This is a genomic window from Streptomyces sp. NPDC040622, from assembly GCF_055593965.1.
This window is the reverse complement of sequence record NZ_JBVIXD010000007.1, coordinates 37,142-62,004: the sequence shown is the minus strand read 5'-3', so window position 1 is coordinate 62,004 and position 24,863 is coordinate 37,142. Positions and strand designations below refer to the sequence as shown.

At 72.9% G+C, this 24,863-nt stretch carries 24 protein-coding genes; 12 read left to right on the top strand and 12 right to left on the bottom strand.

Annotated features, from left to right (window positions below):
• Positions 1 to 19: 19 nt before the first annotated feature.
• Positions 20 to 1,147 (top strand): Rv3169 family protein, encoded by a 1,128-nt coding sequence (locus tag ACZ592_RS20770; protein ID WP_471583064.1) that lies wholly within the window; start codon positions 20 to 22, stop codon positions 1,145 to 1,147.
• A gap of 29 nt (positions 1,148 to 1,176) precedes the next feature.
• Positions 1,177 to 2,277: a phosphotransferase family protein gene (locus ACZ592_RS20765; RefSeq protein ID WP_471583063.1), complete on the top strand. Its 1,101-nt coding sequence runs from the start codon at positions 1,177 to 1,179 to the stop codon at positions 2,275 to 2,277.
• A 1-nt stretch (position 2,278) separates the two neighbouring features.
• Here ACZ592_RS20765 and ACZ592_RS20760 read toward each other — a convergent pair whose 3' ends face one another.
• Positions 2,279 to 2,707 (bottom strand): hypothetical protein, encoded by a 429-nt coding sequence (locus ACZ592_RS20760; RefSeq protein ID WP_471583062.1) that lies wholly within the window; start codon positions 2,705 to 2,707, stop codon positions 2,279 to 2,281.
• 246 nt (positions 2,708 to 2,953) lie between these two features.
• Here ACZ592_RS20760 and ACZ592_RS20755 point away from each other — a divergent pair, with 246 nt between their 5' ends.
• From ACZ592_RS20755 to fxsA, 4 genes are all read left to right on the top strand, one after another.
• Positions 2,954 to 3,394 (top strand): Lrp/AsnC family transcriptional regulator, encoded by a 441-nt coding sequence (locus tag ACZ592_RS20755; RefSeq protein WP_150219824.1) that lies wholly within the window; start codon positions 2,954 to 2,956, stop codon positions 3,392 to 3,394.
• A 68-nt stretch (positions 3,395 to 3,462) separates the two neighbouring features.
• On the top strand, positions 3,463 to 5,106 hold the full coding sequence (locus tag ACZ592_RS20750) for an amidohydrolase (RefSeq protein ID WP_471583061.1): 1,644 nt from the start codon (positions 3,463 to 3,465) through the stop codon (positions 5,104 to 5,106).
• Between the two features lie 528 nt (positions 5,107 to 5,634).
• Complete coding sequence (locus ACZ592_RS20745) at positions 5,635 to 6,426, top strand: polyprenol monophosphomannose synthase (protein WP_471583060.1); 792 nt, start codon at positions 5,635 to 5,637, stop codon at positions 6,424 to 6,426.
• 183 nt (positions 6,427 to 6,609) lie between these two features.
• A complete protein-coding gene (fxsA, locus tag ACZ592_RS20740) occupies positions 6,610 to 7,185 on the top strand; it encodes an FxsA family membrane protein (RefSeq protein ID WP_471583059.1) in 576 nt (191 codons plus the stop codon).
• 147 nt (positions 7,186 to 7,332) lie between these two features.
• Here the strand turns inward: fxsA and ACZ592_RS20735 are convergent, their stop codons facing one another.
• The 4 genes from ACZ592_RS20735 to yczE form a co-directional block, all read right to left on the bottom strand.
• The gene (locus ACZ592_RS20735) at positions 7,333 to 7,710 is read right to left on the bottom strand and encodes an RNA polymerase-binding protein RbpA (RefSeq protein WP_365363288.1); all 378 of its coding nucleotides are present in this window, start codon (positions 7,708 to 7,710) and stop codon (positions 7,333 to 7,335) included.
• A gap of 256 nt (positions 7,711 to 7,966) precedes the next feature.
• The gene (locus ACZ592_RS20730; protein WP_471583058.1) at positions 7,967 to 9,364 is read right to left on the bottom strand and encodes an MFS transporter; all 1,398 of its coding nucleotides are present in this window, start codon (positions 9,362 to 9,364) and stop codon (positions 7,967 to 7,969) included.
• Between the two features lie 45 nt (positions 9,365 to 9,409).
• A complete protein-coding gene (locus ACZ592_RS20725; RefSeq protein WP_471583057.1) occupies positions 9,410 to 10,177 on the bottom strand; it encodes a glycerophosphodiester phosphodiesterase in 768 nt (255 codons plus the stop codon).
• Positions 10,174 to 10,878 (bottom strand): membrane protein YczE, encoded by a 705-nt coding sequence (gene yczE / locus ACZ592_RS20720; protein ID WP_471583056.1) that lies wholly within the window; start codon positions 10,876 to 10,878, stop codon positions 10,174 to 10,176. Before yczE ends, ACZ592_RS20725 begins: the two co-directional genes overlap by 4 nt.
• Before the next feature lie 102 nt (positions 10,879 to 10,980).
• Here yczE and ACZ592_RS20715 point away from each other — a divergent pair, with 102 nt between their 5' ends.
• The gene (locus ACZ592_RS20715; RefSeq protein ID WP_471583055.1) at positions 10,981 to 12,477 is read left to right on the top strand and encodes an SCO1417 family PLP biosynthesis transcription factor; all 1,497 of its coding nucleotides are present in this window, start codon (positions 10,981 to 10,983) and stop codon (positions 12,475 to 12,477) included.
• Positions 12,478 to 12,584: 107 nt separating this feature from the next.
• Here the strand turns inward: ACZ592_RS20715 and ACZ592_RS20710 are convergent, their stop codons facing one another.
• Both ACZ592_RS20710 and ACZ592_RS20705 read right to left on the bottom strand, forming a co-directional pair.
• On the bottom strand, positions 12,585 to 14,171 hold the full coding sequence (locus ACZ592_RS20710) for an ATP-binding protein (RefSeq protein ID WP_471583054.1): 1,587 nt from the start codon (positions 14,169 to 14,171) through the stop codon (positions 12,585 to 12,587).
• Positions 14,172 to 14,208: 37 nt separating this feature from the next.
• Positions 14,209 to 14,403 carry a hypothetical protein gene (locus ACZ592_RS20705; protein WP_471583053.1) on the bottom strand — a complete coding sequence of 65 codons (195 nt, stop codon included), beginning with the start codon at positions 14,401 to 14,403 and terminating at the stop codon, positions 14,209 to 14,211.
• A 273-nt stretch (positions 14,404 to 14,676) separates the two neighbouring features.
• Here ACZ592_RS20705 and ACZ592_RS20700 point away from each other — a divergent pair, with 273 nt between their 5' ends.
• Together ACZ592_RS20700 and ACZ592_RS20695 are read left to right on the top strand one after the other, a co-directional pair.
• The gene (locus ACZ592_RS20700; protein WP_471583052.1) at positions 14,677 to 15,069 is read left to right on the top strand and encodes an ankyrin repeat domain-containing protein; all 393 of its coding nucleotides are present in this window, start codon (positions 14,677 to 14,679) and stop codon (positions 15,067 to 15,069) included.
• Positions 15,070 to 15,370: 301 nt separating this feature from the next.
• Positions 15,371 to 16,789 carry a HEAT repeat domain-containing protein gene (locus ACZ592_RS20695; protein ID WP_471583051.1) on the top strand — a complete coding sequence of 473 codons (1,419 nt, stop codon included), beginning with the start codon at positions 15,371 to 15,373 and terminating at the stop codon, positions 16,787 to 16,789.
• Between the two features lie 60 nt (positions 16,790 to 16,849).
• On the opposite strand, the gene ACZ592_RS20690 is transcribed toward ACZ592_RS20695, so the two are convergent.
• The 5 genes from ACZ592_RS20690 to ACZ592_RS20670 all read right to left on the bottom strand — a co-directional run bounded on the left by ACZ592_RS20690 (position 16,850) and on the right by ACZ592_RS20670 (position 21,356).
• Positions 16,850 to 17,737, bottom strand: coding sequence for a 5-oxoprolinase subunit C family protein (locus tag ACZ592_RS20690; RefSeq protein WP_471583050.1), 888 nt, complete (start codon positions 17,735 to 17,737; stop codon positions 16,850 to 16,852).
• Entirely contained in the window at positions 17,734 to 18,444 is a 711-nt protein-coding gene (locus ACZ592_RS20685) for a 5-oxoprolinase subunit B family protein (protein WP_471583049.1), read from the bottom strand. The genes ACZ592_RS20690 and ACZ592_RS20685 overlap by 4 nt, the downstream gene beginning before the upstream one ends.
• Positions 18,441 to 19,205 carry a LamB/YcsF family protein gene (locus ACZ592_RS20680; RefSeq protein ID WP_471583048.1) on the bottom strand — a complete coding sequence of 255 codons (765 nt, stop codon included), beginning with the start codon at positions 19,203 to 19,205 and terminating at the stop codon, positions 18,441 to 18,443. Before ACZ592_RS20680 ends, ACZ592_RS20685 begins: the two co-directional genes overlap by 4 nt.
• 79 nt (positions 19,206 to 19,284) lie before the next feature.
• Positions 19,285 to 20,058 (bottom strand): putative hydro-lyase, encoded by a 774-nt coding sequence (locus ACZ592_RS20675; protein ID WP_471583047.1) that lies wholly within the window; start codon positions 20,056 to 20,058, stop codon positions 19,285 to 19,287.
• The gene (locus ACZ592_RS20670) at positions 20,055 to 21,356 is read right to left on the bottom strand and encodes an MFS transporter (protein WP_471583046.1); all 1,302 of its coding nucleotides are present in this window, start codon (positions 21,354 to 21,356) and stop codon (positions 20,055 to 20,057) included. The genes ACZ592_RS20675 and ACZ592_RS20670 overlap by 4 nt, the downstream gene beginning before the upstream one ends.
• Before the next feature lie 246 nt (positions 21,357 to 21,602).
• On the opposite strand from ACZ592_RS20670, the gene ACZ592_RS20665 reads away from it, so the two are divergent.
• The 3 genes from ACZ592_RS20665 (at position 21,603) to ACZ592_RS20655 (ending at position 24,853) form a co-directional block, all read left to right on the top strand.
• On the top strand, positions 21,603 to 22,307 hold the full coding sequence (locus ACZ592_RS20665; RefSeq protein ID WP_471583045.1) for a GntR family transcriptional regulator: 705 nt from the start codon (positions 21,603 to 21,605) through the stop codon (positions 22,305 to 22,307).
• A 58-nt stretch (positions 22,308 to 22,365) separates the two neighbouring features.
• The gene (locus ACZ592_RS20660; RefSeq protein ID WP_471583044.1) at positions 22,366 to 23,892 is read left to right on the top strand and encodes a hypothetical protein; all 1,527 of its coding nucleotides are present in this window, start codon (positions 22,366 to 22,368) and stop codon (positions 23,890 to 23,892) included.
• 67 nt (positions 23,893 to 23,959) lie between these two features.
• Complete coding sequence (locus ACZ592_RS20655) at positions 23,960 to 24,853, top strand: hypothetical protein (RefSeq protein ID WP_471583043.1); 894 nt, start codon at positions 23,960 to 23,962, stop codon at positions 24,851 to 24,853.
• Positions 24,854 to 24,863: the final 10 nt, after the last annotated feature.

Below are 24,863 nucleotides of genomic sequence, written 5' to 3'. Positions count from 1 at the left end.
GCGACCAGGGAGGTTTGCCGTGGCAGACGACCGTCCGGTTCCGCTCGACGAGTACCCCGTGCATCAGGTCCCCCTGTCGATGAAGTATGTCGCGACGGGCGACCGCAACGCCTACGACCGCTGCATCTTCCACCTCTTCGACCACCGGGGCCGGGCCCTGCTCATCCTCGGGCTCGGCGTCTATCCGAACACCGGCGTCATCGACGCGTACGCCACCCTGCGTATCGGGGACACGCTCCACGCGGTACGCGCCAGTGACGCGCTCGGCGAGGACCGGATGAACCTCCGCGTCGGCCCGCTGGCCATCACGGTCGACGAGCCGCTGCACCGCATCCGTCTGCGGTGCGCGGCCGATCCGGACGACGACGCGTCCCTCTCGTACGACCTCACCTGGACCGCCGACTTCCCCGCCCTGTGGGAGCCGCACCACACGCAGCGCCGCGGCGACCGGCTCTCCCTGGAAGGGCGCCGTTTCGTGCAGGCGGGCCGGCCCGCCGGAACGATCAGGGCGGGTGGCGAGGAGACGGCCGTGACGGCGGGGGAGTGGACCGCGACCCGCGACCGCAGCTGGGGCGTGCGGCCCATCCCCGGCGAGGAACGGGGTCGCCTGGAGGAGGAGTTCGCCACCGAGGGGTTCCACTGGATCTGGTGCCCGGTGCGCTTCGAGGACCGCTTCCTCATGGTCATCGCCCAGGAGGACGCGGACGGCTACCGCACCCTGAACGACGCCACCCTCGTCCGCCCTGGCCTGCCCGACCGTCAACTCGGCTGGCCGCAGACCGACATCGCCTACCGCTCCGGCACCCGCCACCCCGAGCGCGCCGTCATCCACCTCACCGATCCGGACGGCCGGGGGCCCCTGGAGCTCGGCGTGGACGTCCTCGCCTCGCTGCCGCTGGCCGTGGGCGCCGGCTACCCGCCCGCCGACGACTGGCAGCACGGCACCTGGCGCGGCCGCGACTGGACCGACCGGCGCACCTACGACCTGTCGGACCCCGCGGCCCACCCCCTGGCCGCGTACGGCGTCATCGACCACGCCGCCCGCTTCACTCTCGACGGGCAGATCGGCCACGGCATCTTCGAGCACGGCAGCTTCGGCCGGCACGACCCGAGCGGCTTCACCGGATTCGACTCCGTGGCGCCCTGAGGACACGGGTGAAAGGAAGGAGCACGGACATGGCAACGGCACCCCGCCCCCGCACCACCACCCGTGAACCGGAAGAACTCGCCCGCCGCCTCACTGCCTGGCTCGACACCCGGCTGCCCGGCGCCAAGGCGGTCGACGTGAGCGTTCCGGAGTCCAACGGCATGTCGAGCGAGACCCTGCTCTTCGCCGTCGAGCACCCCGAACCACCGGTCAGGAACTGTGTGTTGCGGGTGGCTGCCGACCCGGCGGCGTACACGGTCTTCCCCGAGTACGACATGCCGCGGCAGTACCGCACCCTGCGACTCGTCGCCGAACACACCGACGTGCCGGTGCCGCGCGTGCTGTGGCTCGAGGAGGACGCGGGGCCGCTCGGCGCGCCCTTCTTCGCCATGGAGCGCGTCGAGGGGCACGTACCGCCGGACGTCATGCCCTATACGTACGAGGGCAATTGGCTGCACGCGGCGACCGACGCCGAACGCGCACGCCTGGAAGCGGCATCCATCCGGGTCCTCGCCCGGCTGCATGACCAAGTTCCCCCGGACGCGGCGGAGTTCCTCGCCCTGCCGGGCGAGGGCAGCCCGCTGCGACGGCACGTCGCCGCCCAGCGCGCCTACTACGCGTGGGTGGTGAAGGACCTGCCCCGCTCACCCGTCATCGAGAGCGCCTTCGACAAGCTGGCGGACCTGTGGCCGCGCGACGAGGGCGACACCGTCCTCACCTGGGGCGACGCGCGCATCGGAAACATCATCTACGCCGACTTCGAGCCCGCCGCCGTCCTCGACTGGGAGATGGCCGCACTCGCGCCGCGCGAGGTCGACCTCGGCTGGATGGTGTATCTGCACCGCTTCTTCCAGGACTTGACGGTGAGTTTCGGCCAGCCGGGCCTGCCGGACTTCCTGCGCCGCGACCGCATCGAGGAGGCGTATGCCCGGCACACCGGGCACACACCGCGCGACATGGAGTTCTACACGCTGTACGCGGCGCTGCGGCACGCGATCGTCATGCTGCGTGTCGCCTACCGCCAAGTCCACTTCGGTGAGGCCGCGGTGCCCGCGACCGAGAAGGACGCGGACACGCTGATCCTGCACCACGGCAGCCTGGCCGCCATGGTGCGGGGCAGCTACTGGTGAATCAGGCGGCGGGCCGGTGCTGCTGCGGCACCCGAAGGGGCCGCGAGCCCGGACCGTTCACGTGCGAGAAGGGCTGGGTCCGCCAGTCGAGCCCCTGAGGGAGCGTCAACAGCAGGGCGGTGTCCTGCTCCTGAGCCTCCATCGACTCGTCGGCGGGCACGGCGTCGGCCGCCACCCGCCCCGTCCCCGCACAGACCGTCAGGCCGAACGGGTTCCACGGGGTGGGGCAGAGCGCGTGCTCCGGCAGGACGTCCTCGTCGGCGAGGAGCGCGATGGGCTGCCCGCAGTCGGGGCAGTTGACCCGGTACATCTCGAAGGTGTCGTAGGCGTCGAGCAGGTCGTCCGCCGGTTCGACGCCCTCCGGCTCGGGCTCGGTGGCCGGCTGCTGCCTGGCGTGGGCAGACCGGCCGGGGCGCTTCAAATTCTGCATGGAAATCTCCCCCTCGGGTGGGCCGACAAGGCGCTGCGGCCTCGACCACAGCAAGCACTTCCCGTCCCGTCGTAGGGGTAATCGTTGCATCCCGTCGGACACGGTCACAGCCATGTGTCGTTCGTCACATGCCGCGTGGAGTTGCCCGGTCGCGGGGAGGCGCGTGGGCCACTCGGGTCACTTCGGGCGCGGGAGGCCGGGGCGTTCAGGTACCCGAGGGGATCAAGAGCCCTGTAGGTTCGGCGCATGGAGGAGCTGGACCGACAGATCGTGCAGCTGCTCGTCAAGGACGGGCGGATGAGCTACACCGACCTGGGCAAGGCCACGGGCCTGTCCACGTCGGCCGTGCACCAGCGTGTGCGCCGCCTGGAGCAGCGGGGCGTCATCCGCGGCTATGCCGCGGTCGTCGACCCCGAGGCCGTCGGGCTGCCGCTCACGGCGTTCATCTCCGTGAAGCCGTTCGACCCCAGCGCCCCCGACGACATCGCCGACCGGCTCGCGGGTGTCCCGGAGATCGAGGCGTGCCACAGCGTCGCGGGCGACGAGAACTACATCCTCAAGGTCCGCGTCGCCACCCCCCTGGAGCTGGAGCACCTGCTCAGCCGCCTGCGGGCGCTCGCCGGCGTCTCCACGCGCACGACGGTCGTCCTCTCCACCCCGTACGAGGCGCGCCCCCCTCAGGTGTGAACGGCGTGACCGGTGTGACTGCGTGACCCCCGCGCCGGCCGGCCGCCGGCAGGGGCGAGACTGGTCCCATGAGCCAGAGCACCGCCCCCGGGAACGCCCCCCAGGATCCACCGAACCACCGCACCGTGCTGCTGCGCGGCGGTGACGTCCACAGCCCCGCCGATCCGTTCGCCACCGCGATGGTCGTCGAACGCGGGCACGTCGCCTGGGTCGGCTCCGAGGGCGCGGCCGACGCCTTCACCGACGGCGTCGACGAGGTGGTCGACCTCGAAGGAGCCCTGGTCACCCCGGCGTTCACGGACGCCCACGTGCACACCACGGCCACCGGGCTCGCCCTGACGGGACTGGACCTCACCGGGGCCCGTTCGCTCGCCGACGCACTCGTTCTCGTACGCGAACACGCCACCGCCAGGCCGCACGACACCGTCCTCCTGGGGCACGGCTGGGACGCCGCCCGCTGGGCGGGCGGCCGGCCCCCCACGCGCACCGAGCTCGACGAGGCGACCGGCGGCCGGCCGCTCTACCTCTCCCGCATCGACGTCCACTCCGCGGTGGTCAGCACCGCGCTGCTCGACCTGGTGCCCGGCGTCACCGGGCGCACCGGATACCACCCGGACGCCCCGCTGACCGGCGACGCCCACCACGGGGTGCGCGCCGCCGCCCTGGCCGCCGTCACCCCCAGGCAGCGCACGGAGGCCCAGCGCGCCGCGCTCGGGCACGCCGCGTCGCTCGGCATCGGCTCCGTGCACGAGTGCGCGGGCCCCGAGATCTCCGACGAGGACGACTTCACCGGACTGCTGCGGCTCGCCGCCGAGGAGGCCGGGCCGCGCGTCGTCGGCTACTGGGCCGAGCGGAACGTGCGGCGCGCCCGTGAGCTCGGCGCGGTCGGTGCCGCGGGCGACCTCTTCGTCGACGGCGCCCTCGGTTCCCACACGGCCTGCCTGCACGAGCCGTACGCCGACGCCGCCCACACCGGCACCGCCCACCTGGACGCGGCGGCGGTGGCCGAGCATGTCGTGGCATGCACCGATGCGGGCCTCCAGGCGGGCTTCCACGCCATCGGGGACGCCGCGGTGGCCTCCGTGGTCGACGGCATGCGTGCCGCCGCCGAGAAGGTCGGCCTCGGCCGCGTCCGCGCCGCGCGCCACCGTATCGAGCACGCCGAGATGCTCACCCCCGAGACGGTCGCGGGCTTCGCCGAGTTCGGCCTCACCGCGTCCGTGCAGCCCGCCTTCGACGCCCTGTGGGGCGGCGAGGACGGCATGTACGCCCAGCGCCTGGGCGTGGAGCGGGCCCGCACCCTGAACCCGTACGCGGCCCTCCTGCGCACCGGCGTGCCCCTGGCCTTCGGCTCGGACAGCCCCGTCACCCCGCTGGACCCCTGGGGCACCGTCCGCGCCGCCGCCTTCCACCGCACGCCCGAGCACCGGGTCTCCGTGCGCGCGGCGTTCACCGCCCACACCCGGGGCGGCTGGCGGGCCGTCGGCCGTGACGACGCGGGCGTCCTGGTGCCGGGCGCACCCGCCGACTACGCCGTGTGGCGCACATCCGATCTGGTGGTACAGGCCCCCGACGACCGCGTGGCCCGCTGGTCGACCGACCCGCGCTCCGGCACCCCCGGCCTGCCCGACCTGTCGCCGGGCGCCGAACTCCCCCTGTGCCTGCGCACGGTGGTGGGTGGTCAGCCGGTCTTCGTGCGGCCGGACGAGTGATGTCCCGGCGGTGCGCGACGCGGATTACGGCCCTTCACGGCGTCGCACGACCTGGGAATCCCCGGCACTGACCTGGCGGTCTCCGAAGTAGCCGCAGCTCAGAGGGGTATTGACAGACCGCCGCCGTGGGCCGGTAGGTTCGGCCGGGTCCACCACAGGACGTCCGACCGGCGAACCTCCACGCAGTCGTCGAATGTTGCTGGGTCACGGGTGGTGTGCCGCACCGGCGCACCACCACTGGGAGCCAGGTCCAGCGCCCGCGACGCGGAGGCGAGGGAACGTATCAGCCGGATCGGCAGGTGTGACCCGGGTGGGGCCCGGACGCTCAGTAGACAACGGCTTTCGGTCGACCCGCAGCCAGCGGGTCCCAGGTCGGCCCGAAGGGCGCCGGGCCCCCATCCGCAGCACGTCCCGCCCACCCGCTTCCCGCCCGTCGCGCGGGCGCTGCCGCCCCGAGCTCCGTGCCGCCGCTGAGCCGCAGGCCGCGGCCATTATGGTGGTCCTCTGCGTACGAACGAAGGGGCAGTAGTGAACGACGGCGGCGGGGTCTCCGAAGCAGGGGACCAGGGGAGGCAGTTCGGCTCGCTCGGCACGGCCTTGGTGATCATTCCGACCTACAACGAGGCGGAGAACATCCAGTCCATCGTCGGCCGGGTGCGGGCTTCCGTCCCGGACGCGCACGTCCTGGTCGCCGACGACAACAGCCCCGACGGCACCGGCAAGATCGCCGACGAGCTCGCGGCCGATGACGAGCAGGTCCACGTACTGCACCGCAAGGGCAAGGAAGGGCTCGGCGCCGCCTATCTGGCGGGCTTCCGCTGGGGCCTGGACCACGACTACGGCGTGCTCGTCGAGATGGACGCCGACGGCTCCCACCAGCCGGAGGAGCTGCCCCGGCTGCTCACCGCGCTGAAGGGCGCCGACCTCGTGCTCGGCTCGCGCTGGGTGCCGGGTGGACGGGTCGTCAACTGGCCCAAGCACCGCGAGTTCATCTCCCGGGGCGGCAGCACCTACTCGCGGCTCCTGCTCGACGTGCCGATCCGCGACGTGACGGGCGGCTACCGCGCCTTCCGCCGCGAGACCCTGGAAGGCCTGGGCCTCGGCGAGGTCGAGTCTCAGGGGTACTGCTTCCAGGTCGACCTGGCACGCCGCGCGGTCAAGGCGGGCTACCACGTGGTCGAGGTGCCCATCACTTTCGTCGAGCGTGAGCTCGGGGACAGCAAGATGAGCCAGAACATCGTCGTCGAGGCACTGTGGCGGGTGACCGCCTGGGGTGTGGGCGAGCGTGTCGGCAAGGTCATCGGCCGCAAGCAGCCCTGAGTGCCGGGGTGGCCCTGGGTGCCGGGGCGGCCCGGTGCGCCGGCGTGGCCCTGTGCACCGGAGCCGCTCTGCGTACCGGCCCCGCTCTGCGTACCGGTGCCGCCTCGCACACGGGCAGCATGGCTCGGCCTTGTTGATCATCCCCTTATCCCGGCCTGAGCCCCGCCCAGGCACACTGGAAGCATGACGACTGGCGCACCGCCTCCCATCCGACCCGCCCGGCCCCGGCGCTCCGGGCCCCTGAGGTTCCTGCCGCTCGGCATCGCCGCGTGGCTGGTCCTGGAGATCTGGCTCCTGATCGTCGTGGCGGGCGCCACGAGCGGGTTCGTGGTCTTCCTGCTCCTGGTCGGCGGGCTCGTGCTCGGCGCCGCGGTGATCAAGCGTGCGGGGCGCAGGGCCTTCCGCAAGCTCAGCGAGGCGGTCCAACAGCAGCAGAGCGGGGTGACGCCCGCGCCCGAGACCGGGGGCGGCAGCGCCCTGACGATGCTCGGCGGTCTGCTCCTGATCCTGCCGGGGCTCGTCTCGGACGCGCTGGGCCTGATCCTGTTGCTCCCGCCGGTCCAGAAGGCCCTCGGGCGGTACGCGGAGCGGACCTTCGAGCGCAAGGTGCGCGAGGCGACGCCCGGCGGTCTCGGGGACGCCTTCCAGCAGGCGCGCATGCACCGTCCCGACGGCAAGGTCGTCCAGGGCGAGGTCATCAGGGACGACGAGCCGCCCGCGCGGAGCCCGCGCCCCGACGACCCGCAGCTGCCGCACTGATCATCCCGTGGCCGCCCTCCGGGGCGGCCACGGCCCGGAACGCGCAACGGGCCCCGGAACGCACAAAGGGCCGGGGCCACTGCTGAGCAGTGGCCCCGGCCCTTTGTGCTGTGCTGTCTAGCGCGCGGTCAGCGCGGGAGTTCGCCGTCAGGCGGACTTCCGGCTGCTGTCCCGCGGGTGCACCGCGATGTTCATGGCGCCCGACCGGAGGACCGCGAGGCGTTCCTCCAGGACCTCTTCGAGTTCCTCTCGGGTGCGGCGCTCCATGAGCATGTCCCAGTGCGTACGCGCCGGCTTGCCCTTCTTCTCCTCAGGTCCGTCGCCGTCTACCAGGAGTGCCTGGGCCCCGCAGACCTTGCACTCCCACTCCGGCGGGATCTCCGCCTCGACCGAGAACGGCATCTCGAAACGATGTCCGTTCTGGCATGCGTACTCCACGGCCTGGCGCGGAGCCAGGTCGATGCCGCGGTCGGTCTCGTAGCTCGTCACCACAAGACGCGTGCCGCGAAGAGCTCGCTCACTCATGAATCGTGCCTCCCGGGCTTGTCGCCCACAGGACAGGTGTCGCTGTCGTCGTCATCCGGTCAACGTCCGGTCGGCGGTAAAGATTCCCGTTCTGGGTCATGCGTCGCCGTCGTATGCCGCCCCTTGTTGTACCCACCAGTGCCCGGTTTGTCACATCTGGCAGCAGATGTCACCCAGCGTTTCTGAATCATCAGCTCGCAGTAACGGTCCGCCTGGCAGGCCAAACGCGTACACTACCGCCCTTTGGCCTCAGTTGCTAAATCCTCTGGGGTACGGGATTCCCCGCGTCGCGCACCGCACGCCGTACCGGAACCCGTGCGAGCAGGGCGAAACCGAGCAAAAAGAACGCCACGAGCGAGAGAATCGCGTCCCGGTAGCTGCCCGTGAGCTGGTAGGTGAGGCCGAAGATCAACGGTCCCAGCCAGGCCATGCCCCGGTCGCTGATCTCGTACGCGGAGAAGTACTCGGCCTCCTTCCCCTGCGGCACCAGATGGGAGAAGAGGGAGCGCGACATCGCCTGCGTGCCGCCCAGGACCATCCCGATTCCCGCCGCCAGGACGAAGAACCACCCGGGCGCGCCGGCCGGCAGGAAGTACCCCGCCCCGATCGTGACCGTCCAGGCGGCGAGGGAGCCGAGAATGGTCCGCTTGGCTCCGTACGTCCGGGCGAGTCGCCCCATGGCGAGCGCGCCCGCCACCGCGAGCAGCTGCACGAGCAGGACCGCGACGATCAGCGTGGACTGGCTGAGCCCCAGTTCCTCGGAGCCGTAGACCGACGCCTGGGAGATCACGGTCTGCACGCCGTCGTTGTAGACGAGGTACGCCAGCAGGAACGCGAGCGTGTGCGGGTGGCGGCGCATGTCGCGCACGGTCGCCCGCAGCTGCCGCAGCCCCTTCTCCGACGGCGTGGCCCCGGGCGGCTTCCCGCGGTCCCGCAGCCGCTTCAGCGGTACGAGGGTGAAGGCGCCCCACCAGAGGCCCGCCGACGCCAGACAGATGCGGACCGCCGTCGCCTCGGAGACGCCGAAGCTGTCATGGGCGAGGAACAGGACGAGGTTCGCCATCAGGACGAGGGCGCCCGACGCGTAGCCGAACGCCCACCCGCGCGAGGAGACCGCGTCTCGCTTCTCCGGGGGAGCGATCTGCGGCAGATAGGAGTTGTAGAGAACCATCGAGACGGCGAGCGCGGCGTTCGCGACGATCAGCAGGAGGGCGCCCAGGAGATAGCGGTCGCCGTCCAGGAAGAACATGCCCGCCGTGGCGGCTGCTCCCAGGTACGCGGCGACGCCGAGGAGCGGCTTCTTGCGGCCTGTCCGGTCCGCCGCCGCGCCCGCCAGCGGCATGACGAACACCGAGAGGAGCACCGACGCGGACACCGTGTACGCGAAGAAGGAGCCCGCGCTCACCGGGATGCCCAGCGGGTGGACGTATCCCTCCGGGTCCGCGGCCGACTTGGCGATCTCGGTGAGGTAGGGCCCCAGGAAGACCGTCAGGACGCTCGTCGAGTAGACCGAGCACGCCCAGTCGTAGAAGTACCAGCCCCGTTGCTCACGCCGTCGGTCGGCGACGGCCTCGGCGTTGGCTTTGGTTTTGGCGGCTTCGGTGCCGGCGGCCCCGTCGTCGGCCCCCGCTGCTCTCACGGTGTCGGTACCCACCCGTGACCTCGCTGTTCCCCGTGGTGCGGCGCCGCCCTCGGGCGGTCAGAGCCAGGTCCCCCGGTCCTTCAGCACCTCGCGCAGCGTTTCGATGTGGTCGGAAACTATGCCATCCACGCCGAGGTCCAGGAGGGCGGCCATCCGCTCGGCGTCGTTGACGGTCCACACGTGGACCTGCAGTCCGCGGGCGTGCGCCGCGCGGACGAAACGCCGGTCGACCACCCGGATCCCGCCGTGTGTCTCGGGCACCTGGGCGCAGACCGCGGAGCGGCGCAGGGGTGCGGGCACCCCGTACGACAGCAGACGCAGCGCCGCCACGCCCCGGGTGCCCAGGGACGTGGCCAGGCGTGGACCCGCCAGACGCTGGGCGCGGGCCACGCGTGCCTCGGAGAACGAACCGACGCACACGCGGTCCCAGGAGCCGGTGCGGCGGATCAGGTCGAGGAGCGGCAGGAGCGCGGGCTCCGCCTTCACGTCCACGTTCCAGCGCACCTCGGGGAAGGACTCCAGGAGCTCCTCGAAGAGGGGCACCGGCTCGGTGCCCGCCACGCGCGCGTGGCGGACCTCGCTCCACGGCAGGTCGATGATGCGCCCGGCCGCGTCCGTCACCCGGTCCAGCGTCGCGTCGTGGAAGGCGACGAGCCGGCCGTCGGCCGTGGCGTGCACATCGGTCTCGACATAGCGGTAGCCGAGGTCGACGGCGCGCCTGAAGGCCGCCGCGGTGTTCTCCAGACCGTCCGCCGCGCCGCCGCGGTGGGCGAGGGCGAGCGGGCCGGGGTGGTCGAGGTAGGGATGGCGTACGCGCGGGGTCACCGCTGCAGTATCGCCTGCTCCGAGGCGTCGCCGGCGGCGGGGACGTCCGGGGCGGCGGGCGCCCGGACGGTGAACAGTCGCAGGAAGAACTGGGCGAGCGGTCCGATGGCCAGCGCATAGAGCACCGTGCCGACTCCGACGGTGCCGCCGAGCACGAAGCCCGTGACGACCACCGCCACCTCGATGAGGGTCCGCATCAGACGGATGGAGCGCCCGGTGCTGCGGTGCAGTCCCGTCATCAGGCCGTCCCGGGGGCCGGGCCCGAAAGAGGCCGCGATGTAGAGACCCGTCGCCGCGCCGTTCAGGACGACCCCGGCCACCAGGAGGGGGATGCGCACGGCCAGGCCGTGCGCATCGGGGAGCAGCGCGAGCGTGCCGTCCATCGCGAGGCCCACGACGAAGACGTTGGAGACCGTGCCGAGCCCCGGACGCTGCCTGAGCGGAATCCAGAGCAGCAGCACCGCGGCGCCCACGATGATGGAGACGACGCCGATCGAGAGGCCGCTGCGCTCCGCGAGCCCCTGATGCAGCACGTTCCACGGCTCCAGGCCGAGGCCCGACACCACGAGCAGCGCGGAACTCGCGCCGTACAGGGCGAGGCCCACGTACAGCTGCGCCAGCCTCCGCGGCAGGTGCCGCTTCGTCGTCCCGGATGCCGACGCGGATGCCGACGATGCCGACGCGGATGTCGTCGCGGACAAGTGGTGCCCCCTGATGTGGTGGTAGTGGCCTGACACATGACACTCTGTGGCTTGCGCAGAGAAGCCAACCATGGCCAATTCGGGGAAGGTGGACTGGGAATCATGGCTCAGTGGACTTCGGCGATGGGTTCGACGCAGCTCGCCCGCCTCCTCGCCTCCCAGCAGGACCGTCCGGGCGCGGGTACCCGCCGCCCGCCGGCCTACCGCGCCCTCGCCGACGGCATCCGGCTGCTCGTGCTCGAAGGCCGGGTACCGGTCGCCGCACGGCTGCCCGCCGAGCGCGAGCTCGCCCTCGCCCTCGCCGTCAGCCGCACCACCGTGGCCGCCGCCTACGAGGCCCTGCGCACCGAGGGCTTCCTGGAGTCCCGCAGGGGAGCGGGCAGCTGGACCGCCGTCCCGGCCGGGAACCCCCTGCCCGCGCGCGGGCTCGAACCGCTGCCGCCCGAGGCGCTCGGCTCCATGATCGACCTGGGCTGCGCCGCGCTGCCCGCGCCCGAGCCCTGGCTCACCCGTTCCGTCCAGGGCGCCCTCGAAGCGCTCCCGCCCTACGCCCATACCCACGGCGACTATCCGGCCGGGCTGCCCGCGCTGCGCGAGATGCTGGCCGAGCGCTACACCGCGCGCGGGATCCCCACCATGCCCGAACAGATCATGGTGACCACCGGCGCGATGGGCGCGATCGACGCGATCTGTCACCTCTTCGCGGGCCGAGGCGAACGGATCGCCGTGGAGTCCCCGTCGTACGCCAACATCCTCCAGCTGATGCGGGAGGCGGGCGCCCGCCTCGTCCCCGTCGCCATGGCCGAGGGTCTTCAGGGCTGGGACATGGACCGCTGGCGCCAGGTCCTGCGGGACGCGGCGCCCCGCCTCGCGTACGTCGTCGCGGACTTCCACAACCCCACCGGCGCGCTCGCGAGCGAGGACCAGCGCCGGCAGCTCGTCGAGGCGGCTCGTTCGGCGGGCACGGTCCTCGTCGTCGACGAGACGATGAGCGAGCTCGGCCTCGACCAGGACCTCGCCGTGCCGCGTCCCGTCTGCGGGTTCGACCCCGCGGGCTCCACGGTCATCACGGTCGGCTCGGCGAGCAAGGCCTTCTGGGCCGGCATGCGCATCGGCTGGGTGCGGGCCGCCCCCGACGTGATCCGCAGCCTCGTCGCGGCCCGCGCGTACGCGGACCTCGGCACCCCGGTCCTCGAACAGCTCGCCGTGAACTGGCTGCTGAACACCGGGGGCTGGCAGGCGGCCGTGGACGTGCGCAGGGAGCAGGCCAGGGAGAACCGCGACGCGCTGGTCGCCGCCGTCCGCCGCGAGCTGCCCGACTGGGAGTTCGAGGTGCCGAAGGGCGGTCTGACCCTGTGGGTGCGCACCGGGGGTCTTTCGGGGTCGCGGCTCGCCGAGGTGGGCGAGCGCGTGGGCGTGCGGGTGCCGTCCGGACCGCGCTTCGGAGTCGACGGTGCCTTCGAGGGATACGTGCGGCTGCCGTTCACGGTCGGGGGCGCGGTGGCGGAGGAGGCCGCGGTACGCCTCGCCGCGGCGGCCCGCCTGGTGGCGACGGGGGCCGGCACGGGCGCGCAGGCCGCGCACCCGTTCGTCGCCTGATGCCTGGGGCTCCTGATGCCTGGGGTTCCTGAGGCCTCAAGTCTCTGAGGCCTCAGGTTTGCGGGAGTGGCCCGACGTGCCCGACGTCCGGCCCCCGGTGCCCAGGGTCAGCCTTCCGCGGGAACCGGCTCCGCCTCCGTGGCCTCGGGGGCGGGGTCCACGGGGGTGTCCGACGCGTCCGGCGGAGTGCTCCGCCCCGGCAGCAGCTCCATGACCGCGCGACGGTGCGCCTCGCTGGTCGCGTCGTCGTACGGGTCGGGCGTCGCCGGCACTTGGAGGCGGTGCACCCGGCCCGTGCCGAGCCGGGCGTACCCACGGCCGGGCGGGACGTCCGCCGTGGGTGTCGTGTGGGGCGGCACCCCGAGGACGTCCTCCAGCTGGTCGGGCGTGGCGGGCCCGAGGACCACGCGCGCGCGGGTGTGCTGGTGCACGGGATCACTCAGCGCGTCCAGGCTGTCCAGCTGGTCGGCCACCACGACCGTCACATTGGCCGCCCTGCCGTGCCGCAGGGGGACCTGCAGCAGCGACTGGGGATCCTTGCGCCCGTCGGCCGCGGCGAGGTGGCCCAGCGCGCTCGGGCGGTCGAGGAGGACCCACAGGGGGCGCTTGGTGTCCTCCGGCGGCGGGTGGCCCGCCTGCCGGGCGCGGTTCGCCGCGATGAGCCTGCGCTCGGTCTCGTGCGCCGCCCATTCGAGGCTCGCGAGCGCCCCGCCGAGCCCGCACTCGATGGCGAGCACGCCGTCGCGCCCGGTCAGGCAGGCGTAGTCGCCGGTGCCGCTGCCCTCGACGACGAGGACGTCCCCGTACTGCAGGGCCTGCAGGGCGATGGAGCGCAGCAGCGTGGTCGTGCCGCTGCCCGGCTCGCCCGCGACCAGCAGATGGGGCTCGGTGGAACGGACGCCGGTGCGCCACACGACGGGGGGCACGTCGCGCTGCTCCTCGCCGTCGGTCACCGGCAGGGTGCGCTGGACGCCGGTCTCGTCGGTGAAGCCGAGGACGGTCTCGCCGGGAGCGGTGACGAAGCGCTGGGCCGCGATGTCGGTGGCCAGCGGGGACAGGACCGTGACGGTGAGCTGGTTGCCCTCCTCGTCCCACCCGAAGTGGTACTCGCGGCCGCGGCCCGACTTGGCGTGCAGCAGCTGCTCGATCCGCGCGCGGGACTCGGCCTCGCCGTCCGTGAAGTAGGCGGGGTAATGCACCACGAGCCGGGAGATCCGCCCGTTGTCGTCGAACTCGTAGTCGGTGAGGGCCTTGTCCCACTCCCCGCCGTGCGCGAAGAGCGGGGCGGGGTCCTCCGGGACGGAGAAGTACGGGACGAGTGCTTCGTAGAGGGACTGCAGCCGCTGCACCTGGCCCTCGTCGGGACCGGTCGGCTCGGGTGCGGTGCGGTCGCGGCCGGTCCAGGCCGCTGCCGCCATCAGGGTGATGGCGGCGAGCACGGGACCGAAGGGAACGAGGGCCACGACCAGGACCACGGAGGCCACCAGGAACAGCAGTGGCCCGCGCTTGTCCTTGGGCGTGTCCGCCCACTTGCGCCGTCCGGCGGCAGCCAGCCGGCGCAGGCCACGAGTGATCGTGATGAGCGGGTGGAGAACATCGGTGGCGCTGTCGGCTGCCGACCGTGCCAGCTCCCGGCTCCGGGCGATGGATGCGGTGCCGTTGCTCAGAATGCGGGGGAGGGGGCGCCTGGCCACGTCTGTCTCCTGAAGGTGCGTACGAAAGGCAGGGGTGTCAGAACTTGATCCCGCCGAGGAGGCTCGCCAGGCTCGCGCCGCCGGCCTTGATGCTCGGGGCGATGGCGGTGCCCGCGAGGTAGAAGCCGAAGAGCGCGCAGACCATGGCGTGCGACGCCTTGAGCCCGTCCTTGCGGAAGAAGAGGAAGACGATGATTCCGAGCAGCACGACGCCTGAGATGGACAGGATCATGAGGGTTCTCCTGGTTGATGGGGACAGTCACCATGAGTTCTTCCAGGCTCACAGCATGTATCCATACGATAAAAGGTGCAAATGGGTTAATTTCCCGAGATTTCCCTCGAATGGCGGAGCCTTGTTGGGCCATGGGGGAGCGGTCCGGGCGGTCTCCCGCACCCTTGGTGATCTTTGCCTCAGGGGGTGCGGGTCATGTGCCCGCCGGGGCAGTACCCTGTCGATTCACTCGTACGGCCGCAGTGGCGGCTCACCCAGGAAGGCGGACACCCCATGAGCGAAGCCCCCGACCAGGAGGTCGTGGACTTGGCGACCAAGATCTTCGATCTGGCACGCCAGGGTGATGCCGCGGCGCTCGCTGCCTACATCGAGGCGGGTGTCCCTGCGGACCTCACGAACGGCAGCGGCGACACGCTGGTGATGCTCGCGGCCTACCACGGGCAGGCCGACGCGGTCCGGACCCTCGTGGAGCGCGGTGCCGACACCAACCGCGCCAACGACCGGGGGCAGACGCCGCTCGCCGGGGCCGTCTTCAAGGGCGAGGACGCGGTGATCCGGGCCCTCCTCGACGGCGGCGCGGATCCGGCCGCGGGGACGCCGTCGGCGGTCGACACCGCCCGGATGTTCGGAAAGGCGGAGCTGCTCGAGCTGTTCGGGACCGCCTGAGCGGGGTACCTGACCAGCAGCAACGGGGGCGCTGGAAATGTGGTCGCGGCGGAGCTGACCGCCGGGTCATCATGACGACGTGATTCACGGACGCGACGGTGGGGCAGATGTTGCCGCACCGCGTGGACCGTGAGCGGCCCGCCCCCGGACCTCCCGTCCGGGAACCCCTGGGCCACCGACGAGAGGCAGAGGAAGATGGTCTTCGACAAGCAAGAGACGGCGGGCGGCCCGACGTGTTGGCGCACGGCCAGGTAATGCGTGTTTCCCGGTTGCGTCGACGCTTGATGTGAGGCTGTTTCCCATGTTCGATCCGGTCATAGCGCCCAGCGGTACGCTGCTCGGCCTGCTGCAGAGGGGCCGCGGCGACGGCACGCTGCACGCGCTCACCGCCCCAAGGTCGGAGGCGCTCGCCGCCCTCGACCACTGCGTGCTGAACGATCCCCGCCACGACTGGCAGGTGGAGAACCGTTCGCTGTACTACGCCCGGCTCTACCTCGACCTGCACGGTGGGCTCGGCGAGATCGAGCGGCACCTCTTCGCTGCCGAGGACGTCCTGAACACGGACGACTCGCGCACCGGCCTCGCCCTGGCCGTCCTCGGCCACCTGGCCTCGTACGGCAGGCAGGACGCCCTCGAGCTGCTGCGGAGGTACGCGGCGTTCGGCTCGAACTGGGCGTGGGCCCTCGACGAGCTGGCGCTGCGCGACGACGACGCGGGCCTGCGCGCCCTCGCCGCCCCCGTGCTCGCCCGGTTCACCCCCGACGCGGAGGGCGAGGCCGAGCTGGCCGCCGCCGTCCGCGACGCCTACGAACCAAGGCCCTGGTGCCTCTGGGAAGAGGACCCCCGCGCGGACATCGGCGCCCGCGTGCGGGCCGCGCGCGAACAGGGCTCCTTCGACCGCTGGCAACGCCAGCTGCGACCCGCGGGGCCGCGCCCCGAATGGAGCGTCCGGGCCGTCCTGGACTGGGCGCAGGAAGGCCTCGAGCGGGGCGCCGTGCTGTACGTGCCCGCCGCCCGCTGCCTCGCCGCCGTCGCGGGCCCCGACGACCGGCCCGAGATCATCGCGGCCGCCCGCCACGGCTCGGACGGGGCGCGCGGCACCGCGTTGCGCTACCTCGCCGACGCCCACGACCCCGACGTCCTCGACCTCATCGAGTACGCCGCCGAGGACACCTCCCAGGTCGTGGTGGACGCCGCGACCGCCGCCTTCGAAAGGATGCGGAGCGTCGCCGCCGTCGAGCGCGCGCGGCGCTGGGCCTACCGCCCCGACGACCTGGGTGCCGCCGCCGGGCGGATGCTCGCCTGCCGGGGCGGCGCGCAGGACAGCAAGCTGGTCCTGGCCGTGCTGCGCGAGGCCGTCCGGGGCGAGGGCCCCGACGCGCCGACGCTGTGGACCCTCGTCGACGGCGCGGGCCGCCTCGGCATCGCCTGTGCCGCCCCGGTCCTGCGGCATGTCTATCGCGAGACCGCCTCCTCCCACCTGCGCGGACGAGCCGCCCGCGCGCTCGCCGCGACAGACCCCTCCTTCGCCGCGGGATTCGCCGTCGAGTGCCTGTGGGACTGCGAGGAGTCCACCCGGGAGGTCGCCGCGCGGCACGCGGAGACCGGCGACGCGCGCGTGGTCAACCGCCTCAGGAGGCTCGCCGCGGATCCCGCCGAGGAGGACGACGTACAGGACGCGGTACGGAGCAGGATCGGGCCCGACGCGCCCGCCGTATAGCTCACAGCCGCACGGCTCCACAGCTACGGGAGCCGGCGCCGGCGCGGCCCGCCCGCCGCGTCAGCGCCGGCCGGTCCCGACGAAACGTACGGGCGTGCCCGGCCCGGCCTGGGCCGCCGCCGCGAGGCAGGGCTCCCGGACAACCGCGATCACCGGGTAGCCCCCGGTCGTCGGATGATCGGCCAGGAAGACCACGGGCCTGCCGTCCGGCGGCACCTGGACAGCACCCAGCACCATGCCCTCGCTGGGCAGCTCGGCCCCCAGCGCCCGACCGGCCCGCGAAGCCCGTTCCAGGACAGGGCCCTCGGTGCGCAGTCCGATGCGGTTGCTCGCCGACGACACCCGGTACGCGCGCGTGGTGAACGTGTCCAGTGCCGCGGCGGTGAACCAGTCGGCACGCGGCCCGAGCGTCACCCCGAGCACGAGCTCCTGGGGCGGTGCCGGCTGCGGAACGATGTCCACGCGTGCGTGCGGAGAGCCGGGACCGCCCAGCGGCAGCACGGCGCCGTCCGCGAGCGGAGGCGGGCCGAGTCCGGAGAGCAGGTCGGTGGAGCGGCTGCCGAGCACCGGGTCGACGGCCACCCCGCCGTCGAACGCGAGATAGCAGCGCACTCCGGAGACGACGGTTCCGACGTCCAGGACGGCTCCCGCCGGTACCCGCACCGGCGATCCCCAGGGCGCGGGGCGGCCGTCCACGGTCACCGGGCAGGGCGCGCCACCGACGGCGACCGTCACCGGGCGGCGCGGGCGCACGGCACAGCCGTTGACGGTGGTCTCCAGGACGGCGGCGTCCGGCGGGTTGCCCACCAGGCGGTTGACCAGGGCCGCCGCGGGCGGGTCCAGGGCTCCGGAGAGGGGCACCCCGAGATGGGCGTGTCCCGGGCGGCCCAGGTCCTGCACGGTGGTCAGCGCCCCGGCCCGTACGACGGCGAAGGCACGGTCGGTCATCGTGTCCCTTCCCCCCACGAGCCGTCCCCGGGTGCGGTGTCCGAAGGCGCGGTGTCCCAAGGCGGCGCGGTGCTCCAGGGCGCGGTGTCCGAGGGTGCCGTGTCCGGCACGAAGCGCACGCGCACGCCGGGGGAGAGCAGCGCGGCGGGCACGCGCGTGTGGTCCCACAACACGGTGTCCGTCGAACCGATCAGCTGCCAGCCGCCGGGCGACGCGCGGGGGTAGACGCCCGTGTACGGCCCGGCCAGGGCGAGGCTGCCCTCGGGGACGGAGGTGCGGGGGGTGGCCCTGCGCGGCACGTCGTAACGCTCGGGCAGCCCGGTCAGATAGCCGAAGCCGGGTGCGAACCCGCAGAAGGCGACGCGGTACTCGGCGGCCGAGTGGATCCGCGCCACCTCGGACACCGGCACACCCCAGTGCGCCGCCACCTCCGTGAGATCCGGACCGTCGTACCGGACCGGGATCTCCAGGACGTCCCCCGCGCGCGGCGGCAGCGGAGGGACCTCCCAGCCGGGCAGCTCCGCCGCGAGGCGGTCGGGCTCGTCGAGGCCGTCGAGGAGCACCGTGCGGGCCGCGGGGACGATCTCGCGCACCCGCAGGGAACCCGTCGCGCGGCGGCGCAGCAGCTCGGCGTGGAGGGCCTGGGCCGCGGCGCCGTCGGTGAGTTCGACGAGCAGGGCCCGCTCGCCGACCGGCAGCGTCCTCATGCGAAGGCCTCCACCGGGACGCCCGCCGACTCCAGCTCCGCGCGCACCCGCCGGGCCAGCGCCACGGCCCCCGGGGTGTCGCCGTGCAGACACAGCGATCGCGCGCGTACGGCGATCTCGCGGCCCCCGTGGGAGGTGACGACGCCGAACCGGGCCAGGCCCACGGACCGCGCGACGACGGCATCCTCCTCCGTGAGGACCGCCCCTTGGGTGCCGCGCGGGACCAAGGTGCCCTCGTCGGTGTAGGCGCGGTCCGCGAACGCCTCGGTCACCACGGGGACCCCGGCCTGCTCGGCGGTCTCCAGGAGGCGCGATCCGGGCAGCCCGAGGACGGGCAGCGAGGCGCCCGCGAGCAGTACACCGTCCAGGACCGCGCGGGCCTGCTCGGCGTCGTGGACGACGCGGTTGTACAGCGCGCCGTGCGGCTTCACGTACGACACGCGCGTGCCCGCCGCCCGCGCGAACACCTCCAGGGCGCCGATCTGGTACGCCACTTCGGCCGCCAGCTCGTCGGAGGGCACGTCCATGGCGCGCCGCCCGAAGCCGGCCAGGTCGCGGTAGGAGACCTGGGCGCCGATCCGTACCCCGCGCTCGGCGGCGCGGTCGCACACGCGGCGCATGGTCACCGCGTCCCCCGCGTGGAACCCGCAGGCCACATTGGCGCTGGTGACGACGGAGAGCAGCTCTTCGTCGTCGGTCAGGCGCCAGCGGCCGAAGCCCTCGCCGAGGTCGGCGTTGAGATCGATGGGGGCCGTGCTCATGTGCGTGGTTCTCCCGTGGTCCTCGGGGGCCCGGGCGCGGGCCCGGCGGTGGTGGGCGGGGCGGTGACCGGTGCGGCGGTCAGCCCACCCGGTACTGCTCGTCCCTGGCGTCGGTGATGAACATCCGGCCCGGCGCGTGCGTGATCGCGAAGGGCGGCCTGGACGCCATCACCGCGGCCTGCGGTGTCACCCCGCACGCCCAGAACACCGGGATGTCGTCCGGTTCCGCGGTCACCGCGTCACCGAAGTCGGGGCGGCCCAGGTCCTCGATGCCGAGCCCGCCGGGGTCGCCGCAGTGCACCGGGCTGCCGTGCACCGCGGGCATCAGGGAGCTCTCCCTGATGGCGGCGGTCAGGTACCGGGGCGGTACGGGGCGCATGGACACCACCATAGGGCCGTGCAGGCGGCCCGCGGGGCGGCAGGGGCGGGCGGTCACGTACATCGGGACGTTGCGGTCCTGCTCGATGTGGCGCAGCGGGACGCCGGAGTCGGCGAGCGCCCACTCGAAGGTGAAGCTGCAGCCCAGCAGGAACGTCACCAGGTCGTCCCGCCAGTGGCCGACGACGTCCTGCGGTTCCCCGGTCAACTCGCCGTGCTCCCAGACGCGGTAGAGCGGCAGGTCCGTCCGCAGGTCGGCGCCCGGGGCGAGCGGGGTGACCCAGGATCCCGCGTCCGTGACGTCGAGCACCGGGCAGGGCTTCGGGTTGCGCTGGCAGAACAGCAGCATCTCGTACGCCCAGTCGGCGGGGACGGAGATGAGGTTGGCCTGGGTGAAGCCCGCTGCCCGGCCCGCGGTGGGGCCGCTCTCGCCCGAACGGAACGCCGCGCGGGCCTCCTTGGCGTCGCGGTTCACAGCAGTTCCCTGCCGCGCGTCTCGGGGAGGCCGAGCAGCGCGACGACGGCGAGGCCGTAGCCCACCGCTCCGAAGACCAGCGCGCCGCCGACGCCCCAGCTGTCGGCGAGGAAGCCGACCATCGTGGGGAAGACGGCGCCGACCGCGCGCCCCGTGTTGTACGTGAAGCCCTGCCCGGTGCCGCGCACGGCGGCCGGGTACAGCTCGCTGAGGAACGATCCGAAGCCGCTGAAGATCGCCGACATGCAGAAGCCCAGCGGGAAACCGAGCACAAGGAGAAGGCCGTTGGCGCCGTCCGGGATGTTCGTGTAGGCGAGGATGCTGGCCGCGGAGAGGAAGGCGAAGAGCGTGATGTTGCGCTTGCGGCCGAGTTTGTCGGTGAGGTAGCCGCCGGTCAGGTAGCCGAGGAAGGCGCCCGAGATCAGGAAGGTCAGATAGCCGCCGGTGTTGACGACGGTCAGGCCGCGCTCGCTCTTCAGGTAGGTGGGCACCCAGGTGGCCAGGGTGTAGTAGCCGCCCTGCACACCCGTGGACAGGAGTACCGCGAAGAACGTGGTGCGCAGCAACCCGGGCTTGAAGATGGCCGTGAACGACCCCTTGTCGGAGCTCTTGCGGCGCTCCTCGGCGGCTTCGGGGGCGTCGTGCACATTGCGGCGTACGTAGATCACGAGCAGCGCGGGCAGCGCGCCGGTCCAGAACATCACGCGCCAGGCCACGTCCTCGTCCATGAACTGGAACACCAGCGTGTAGACGATCACCGCGAGCCCCCAGCCCACGGCCCAGGAGCTCTGGACCGCGCCCAGCGTGCGGCCGCGGTTCTTGGCGGTGGCGTACTCGGCGACGAGGATCGCGCCCACCGCCCACTCGCCGCCGAACCCGAGCCCCTGGAGAGCGCGGAAGACCAGCAGCGTCTCGTAGTTGGGCGCGAAGCCGCAGGCGACGGTGAACACCGCGTACGTGACGACCGTGATCATCAGTGCCTTGACGCGGCCGATCCGGTCGGCGACCACGCCCGCGACGGCGCCGCCCACGGCGGAGACGACGAGCGTGACGGTGGTGAAGAGCCCGGTCTGACCGCTGTCGAGGCCGAAGTACGCCGCGAGCGCCACCATGCTCAGCGGCAGCGTGAAGTAGTCGTACGAGTCGAGGGCGTAGCCCCCGAAGGCGCCGGCGAAGGCGCGGCGGCCGCGCGGTCCGAGGGCGCGCAGCCAGCCGAACGCGCCGCTGTCGTCGGGATGTTCGGCCTGGCCGGGGGGTATGTCGGCCGGCGCGGTACGGGGTGGTGGGGTCGTGCTCATGGGCACCTCGCAGGAGAGGGACGGGGGGTGCTGGAGCGTGCGGTTCCGGGTTGAGCGGGTCGAGTGGGGAGGTCGAGTGGGGGAGGAGGGGAGGAGGGGAGGAGGGGAGGAGGGGAGGAGGGGAGGAGGGGAGGAGTGAGCGGGACGAGCCGGAGGAACGAGCCGTGCCCGACAAGGTAGAGGATCGTTGAACGATCCCTCAATACCCGTGTTGTTTCGTTCTTCGCTCTGCGATTGAATCCGGGCATGGCTGAGGGCATGGCGGACGTGGGCGGACTCCTTGACGACCGGGCGCTCCTGGGGCGCACCAGTACGGCCGAGCGGGTCGCGGACATCCTCAGGAGCCGCATCGCCGAGGGCTGCTTCCCACCCGGGACGCGGCTGTCCGAGGACAGCATCGGCGGGGCGCTCGGCGTCTCCCGCAACACGCTGCGCGAGGCCTTCCGGCTGCTCACGCACGAACGGCTCCTGGAGCACCAGCTCAATCGGGGCGTCTTCGTGCGGGTCCTCACGGTCGAGGACGTCCAGGACATCTACCGCACGCGCAGACTCGTGGAGCCCGCGGTCGTGCGCGGGCTCGGCGATCCCCCCTTCGCCCTCGACGGAGTCGCCTCCGCCGTCGCGGACGGCGTGCGGGCGGCCGGCGACAAGCGGTGGAAGGGCGTCTCCACCGCCAACATCCACTTCCACCGGGAACTCGTCGCCCTCGCCGGGAGCGCCAGGACCGACGAGCTGATGCGCGGCGTCCTGGCCGAACTGCGCCTGGCCTTCCACGTGGTGGACGACCCGCGCCGCCTCCACGAGCCCTACCTCGAACGCAACAAGCAGATCCTCGACAGCCTGCGGGCGGGCGACGCCGGGCAGGCGGAACGGCTGCTCGTCGGCTACCTCGAAGATTCGCTCGAAGGCCTCGTCGAGGTGTACGGACGGCGCGTCGGCGCGGGTGGCTGAGCCGGTCGCTTCTGCGCCGTTTCGACCGTTGTCAGACCGAGGACCTAGTCTGTGCACCGTGACTTCGCCTGCCGTAACGGACACCGTTCCGCCCCAGCTCAGCGCGGGACCGCGGCCTGCCCCGGGCCCGGCTGCCGACGAGGGCCTGGCGCGCCGCCTGCGCGCCCTCGCCTGCACGGCTCCGCTGCACGACCTCGACGTGCGCAAGGCCAACCTCGCCGGCGAGTACTCGGTGTACGCGATGGCGGAGGTGGCCCTCTCCGCCATCGACCTCGTCACGCTGAACATGGACTTCGACACCGGCGCCGACCACGAGCAGATCGTGGCCAGACTGCTGCCCCGCGTGGCCGCCCAGGCCCCCGGGCGCCCCGTCGTCGAGCACGAGCGCGTGGCCCGCTGGGTCCTGGAGAACCTGATCAACGTCGGCAGCGTCGACCGCGGCTTCCGCGCCGTGTACGGGACCTTCGCGCCCGACGGGACGTACGTCCGCAGGGACTACGACTTCAAGCTCCTCGAAGAGGTGCCCGGCTACGGCGGCAGCGTCTACCTGCGCACCACCGACGAAGCCGTCAACGTCCTGGTGGGCGCCCTGGACACCGACGTCACCAGCGCCCAGATCGCCGCGGAGGTGAAGCTGGAGGTCCTCATCAGGCGCGGCAGGCTCGCCGACGCCCAGCTCGCCGCCGAGCAGGCGCGCTACCGGACCGTGCAGTACTCGGAGACCCTGCGCAAGGCCCTCGACGCCACCCGGCGCAACGTCCGCGCGGTCGACTGGCTCCAGGCCGTCCCCGACATGATCGCCGAGGCCCTCGACCACGTCGCCGACCGCTACCGCCACGAGAACGCGATCCTGACCAACATCCGCAAGGCCCGCGACGAGTCCGAGGACCCGGAACAGAAGCGGCGCGCCGCCGAGCTGGTCGACATCGTCAAGGACTGCATCCGCCGCCACACGCAGCTCCAGTCCCGGCTCCTCGAAGCGGGCCCCCTGTTCCGCGCCGAACAGGACCGCCAGGCCTTCGCCACACCCACCGCGCGCGCGGGCCTGGATCTGTACGGTCAGCTGGTCTCGCCGATCCTGCCGCTCCCCGCCGAGCAGGCGACCCGGGTGACCGACGCCTTCTTCGCGCGCGGCACCGGCCTGCGCACACCCGTGTCCGTACGGGTCGGGGACCTCGTCGACATACTGCTGACCCCGCCCATGGAGCGCGAGCACCTCGGCGCCGAGATGCCCGAGCCCGACCTGATCGCCACCCCGGACGACAGCCGTTTCAGCGAGGCGCAGCTCGCGAGCGCCATGGAGCTGCTCGACCTGCCCCCCGACGCGCCGCGCCGTCTCTCCGGACTGCTCGCCGACGCCCGCCGCCGCGACCCCGAACTGCCCTACCTGCTCGCCCTGCTGGCCGTGCACGCGGCCAGCCCGCCGGTCGGCACCGCCTACCGCCAGGGCGAGGAGAAGCTGCTCTTCGCCGTGGACGACGGCGCGGAACTCGACGACGAGGAGTTCGGCGGCGCCGACCTCATCGTCGGCACCGCCCTCCTGGACGCCGCCGGCATGGCGGCCGACCGTACGGAAGCGGCGTGACCATGACCGACACCCCCGCGCGCCACCCCGGCGCCCTCCCGCACCAGCCCCACAAGGAGCACACGCCGTGACCGACCACCCCGCAGAGCACGCCGCGTGGGGCGAGCCGGACTCCACGGCGGCGCCCACCGCCCCCGCGCCCGTCACCCCGGCCGACGCCGCCGACGCCGCACGGCTCGTCGCCTTCGGCCTGCAGCCCAAGCTCCAGCCCGCCCGCGACCAGGAGTACGCCGAACTGCTCCGCCGCTACCGCGAGGACCCGCCCTTCGCCCGGCTCGCCGACGCCGTCGCCACCGGGCTCGGGCTCGTCGTCCTGGAGGTGTCCCCGCGCGCGGGCATGGCCGTGACCGCCGCCGAGGACTCCGTCTTCGCCGTCCGCATGGGTGACTACGCCCGCCGCGCGGCCACCGACTCCACCGACCGCTTCCTGCACGGCCTCGCGCACCTCGCCGTGGCGGCCATGGCCTTCCCGCGCCCCGAGGACCTCGCCGACGACGGCTACATCGGCCGCGTCACCGTCAACGGCGTCGACGCGTTCGTCCGCCAGGCCTGCCAGCGCCTGGAGGAGCGCGCCGAGCAGCAGGGCGAGAACACCGACCCCGCCACCGATGCCCCCGGCCTGGAGGCCGCCTGGCGGATCTGGGCGCGCCGCAGCTCGACCGGCGCCACCAAGGACGCCCGCCGGCTCGCCGGCTCGACCACCGGCATCATCGGCAAGGCCGTCGCCTTCCTCACCGAATCCGGTTTCCTGCAACGCACCGGCGACGACTCCGGCGGGACCTACCGCACCACGGCCCGCTACCAGCTCCAGGTCCGTGACATGGCGGGCAGCGCGGCCATGGCGGAGCTCCTCGAGCTCGGCGTCGTGCCGGTCACGGACGGCTCGGCGACGCTGCTGCCGCCCGAAGACCCCGACGACCTGGAGCTGGCCGCCGACGCGGGACTGCCGTTCCACTCCTGAGCCGCCCCGC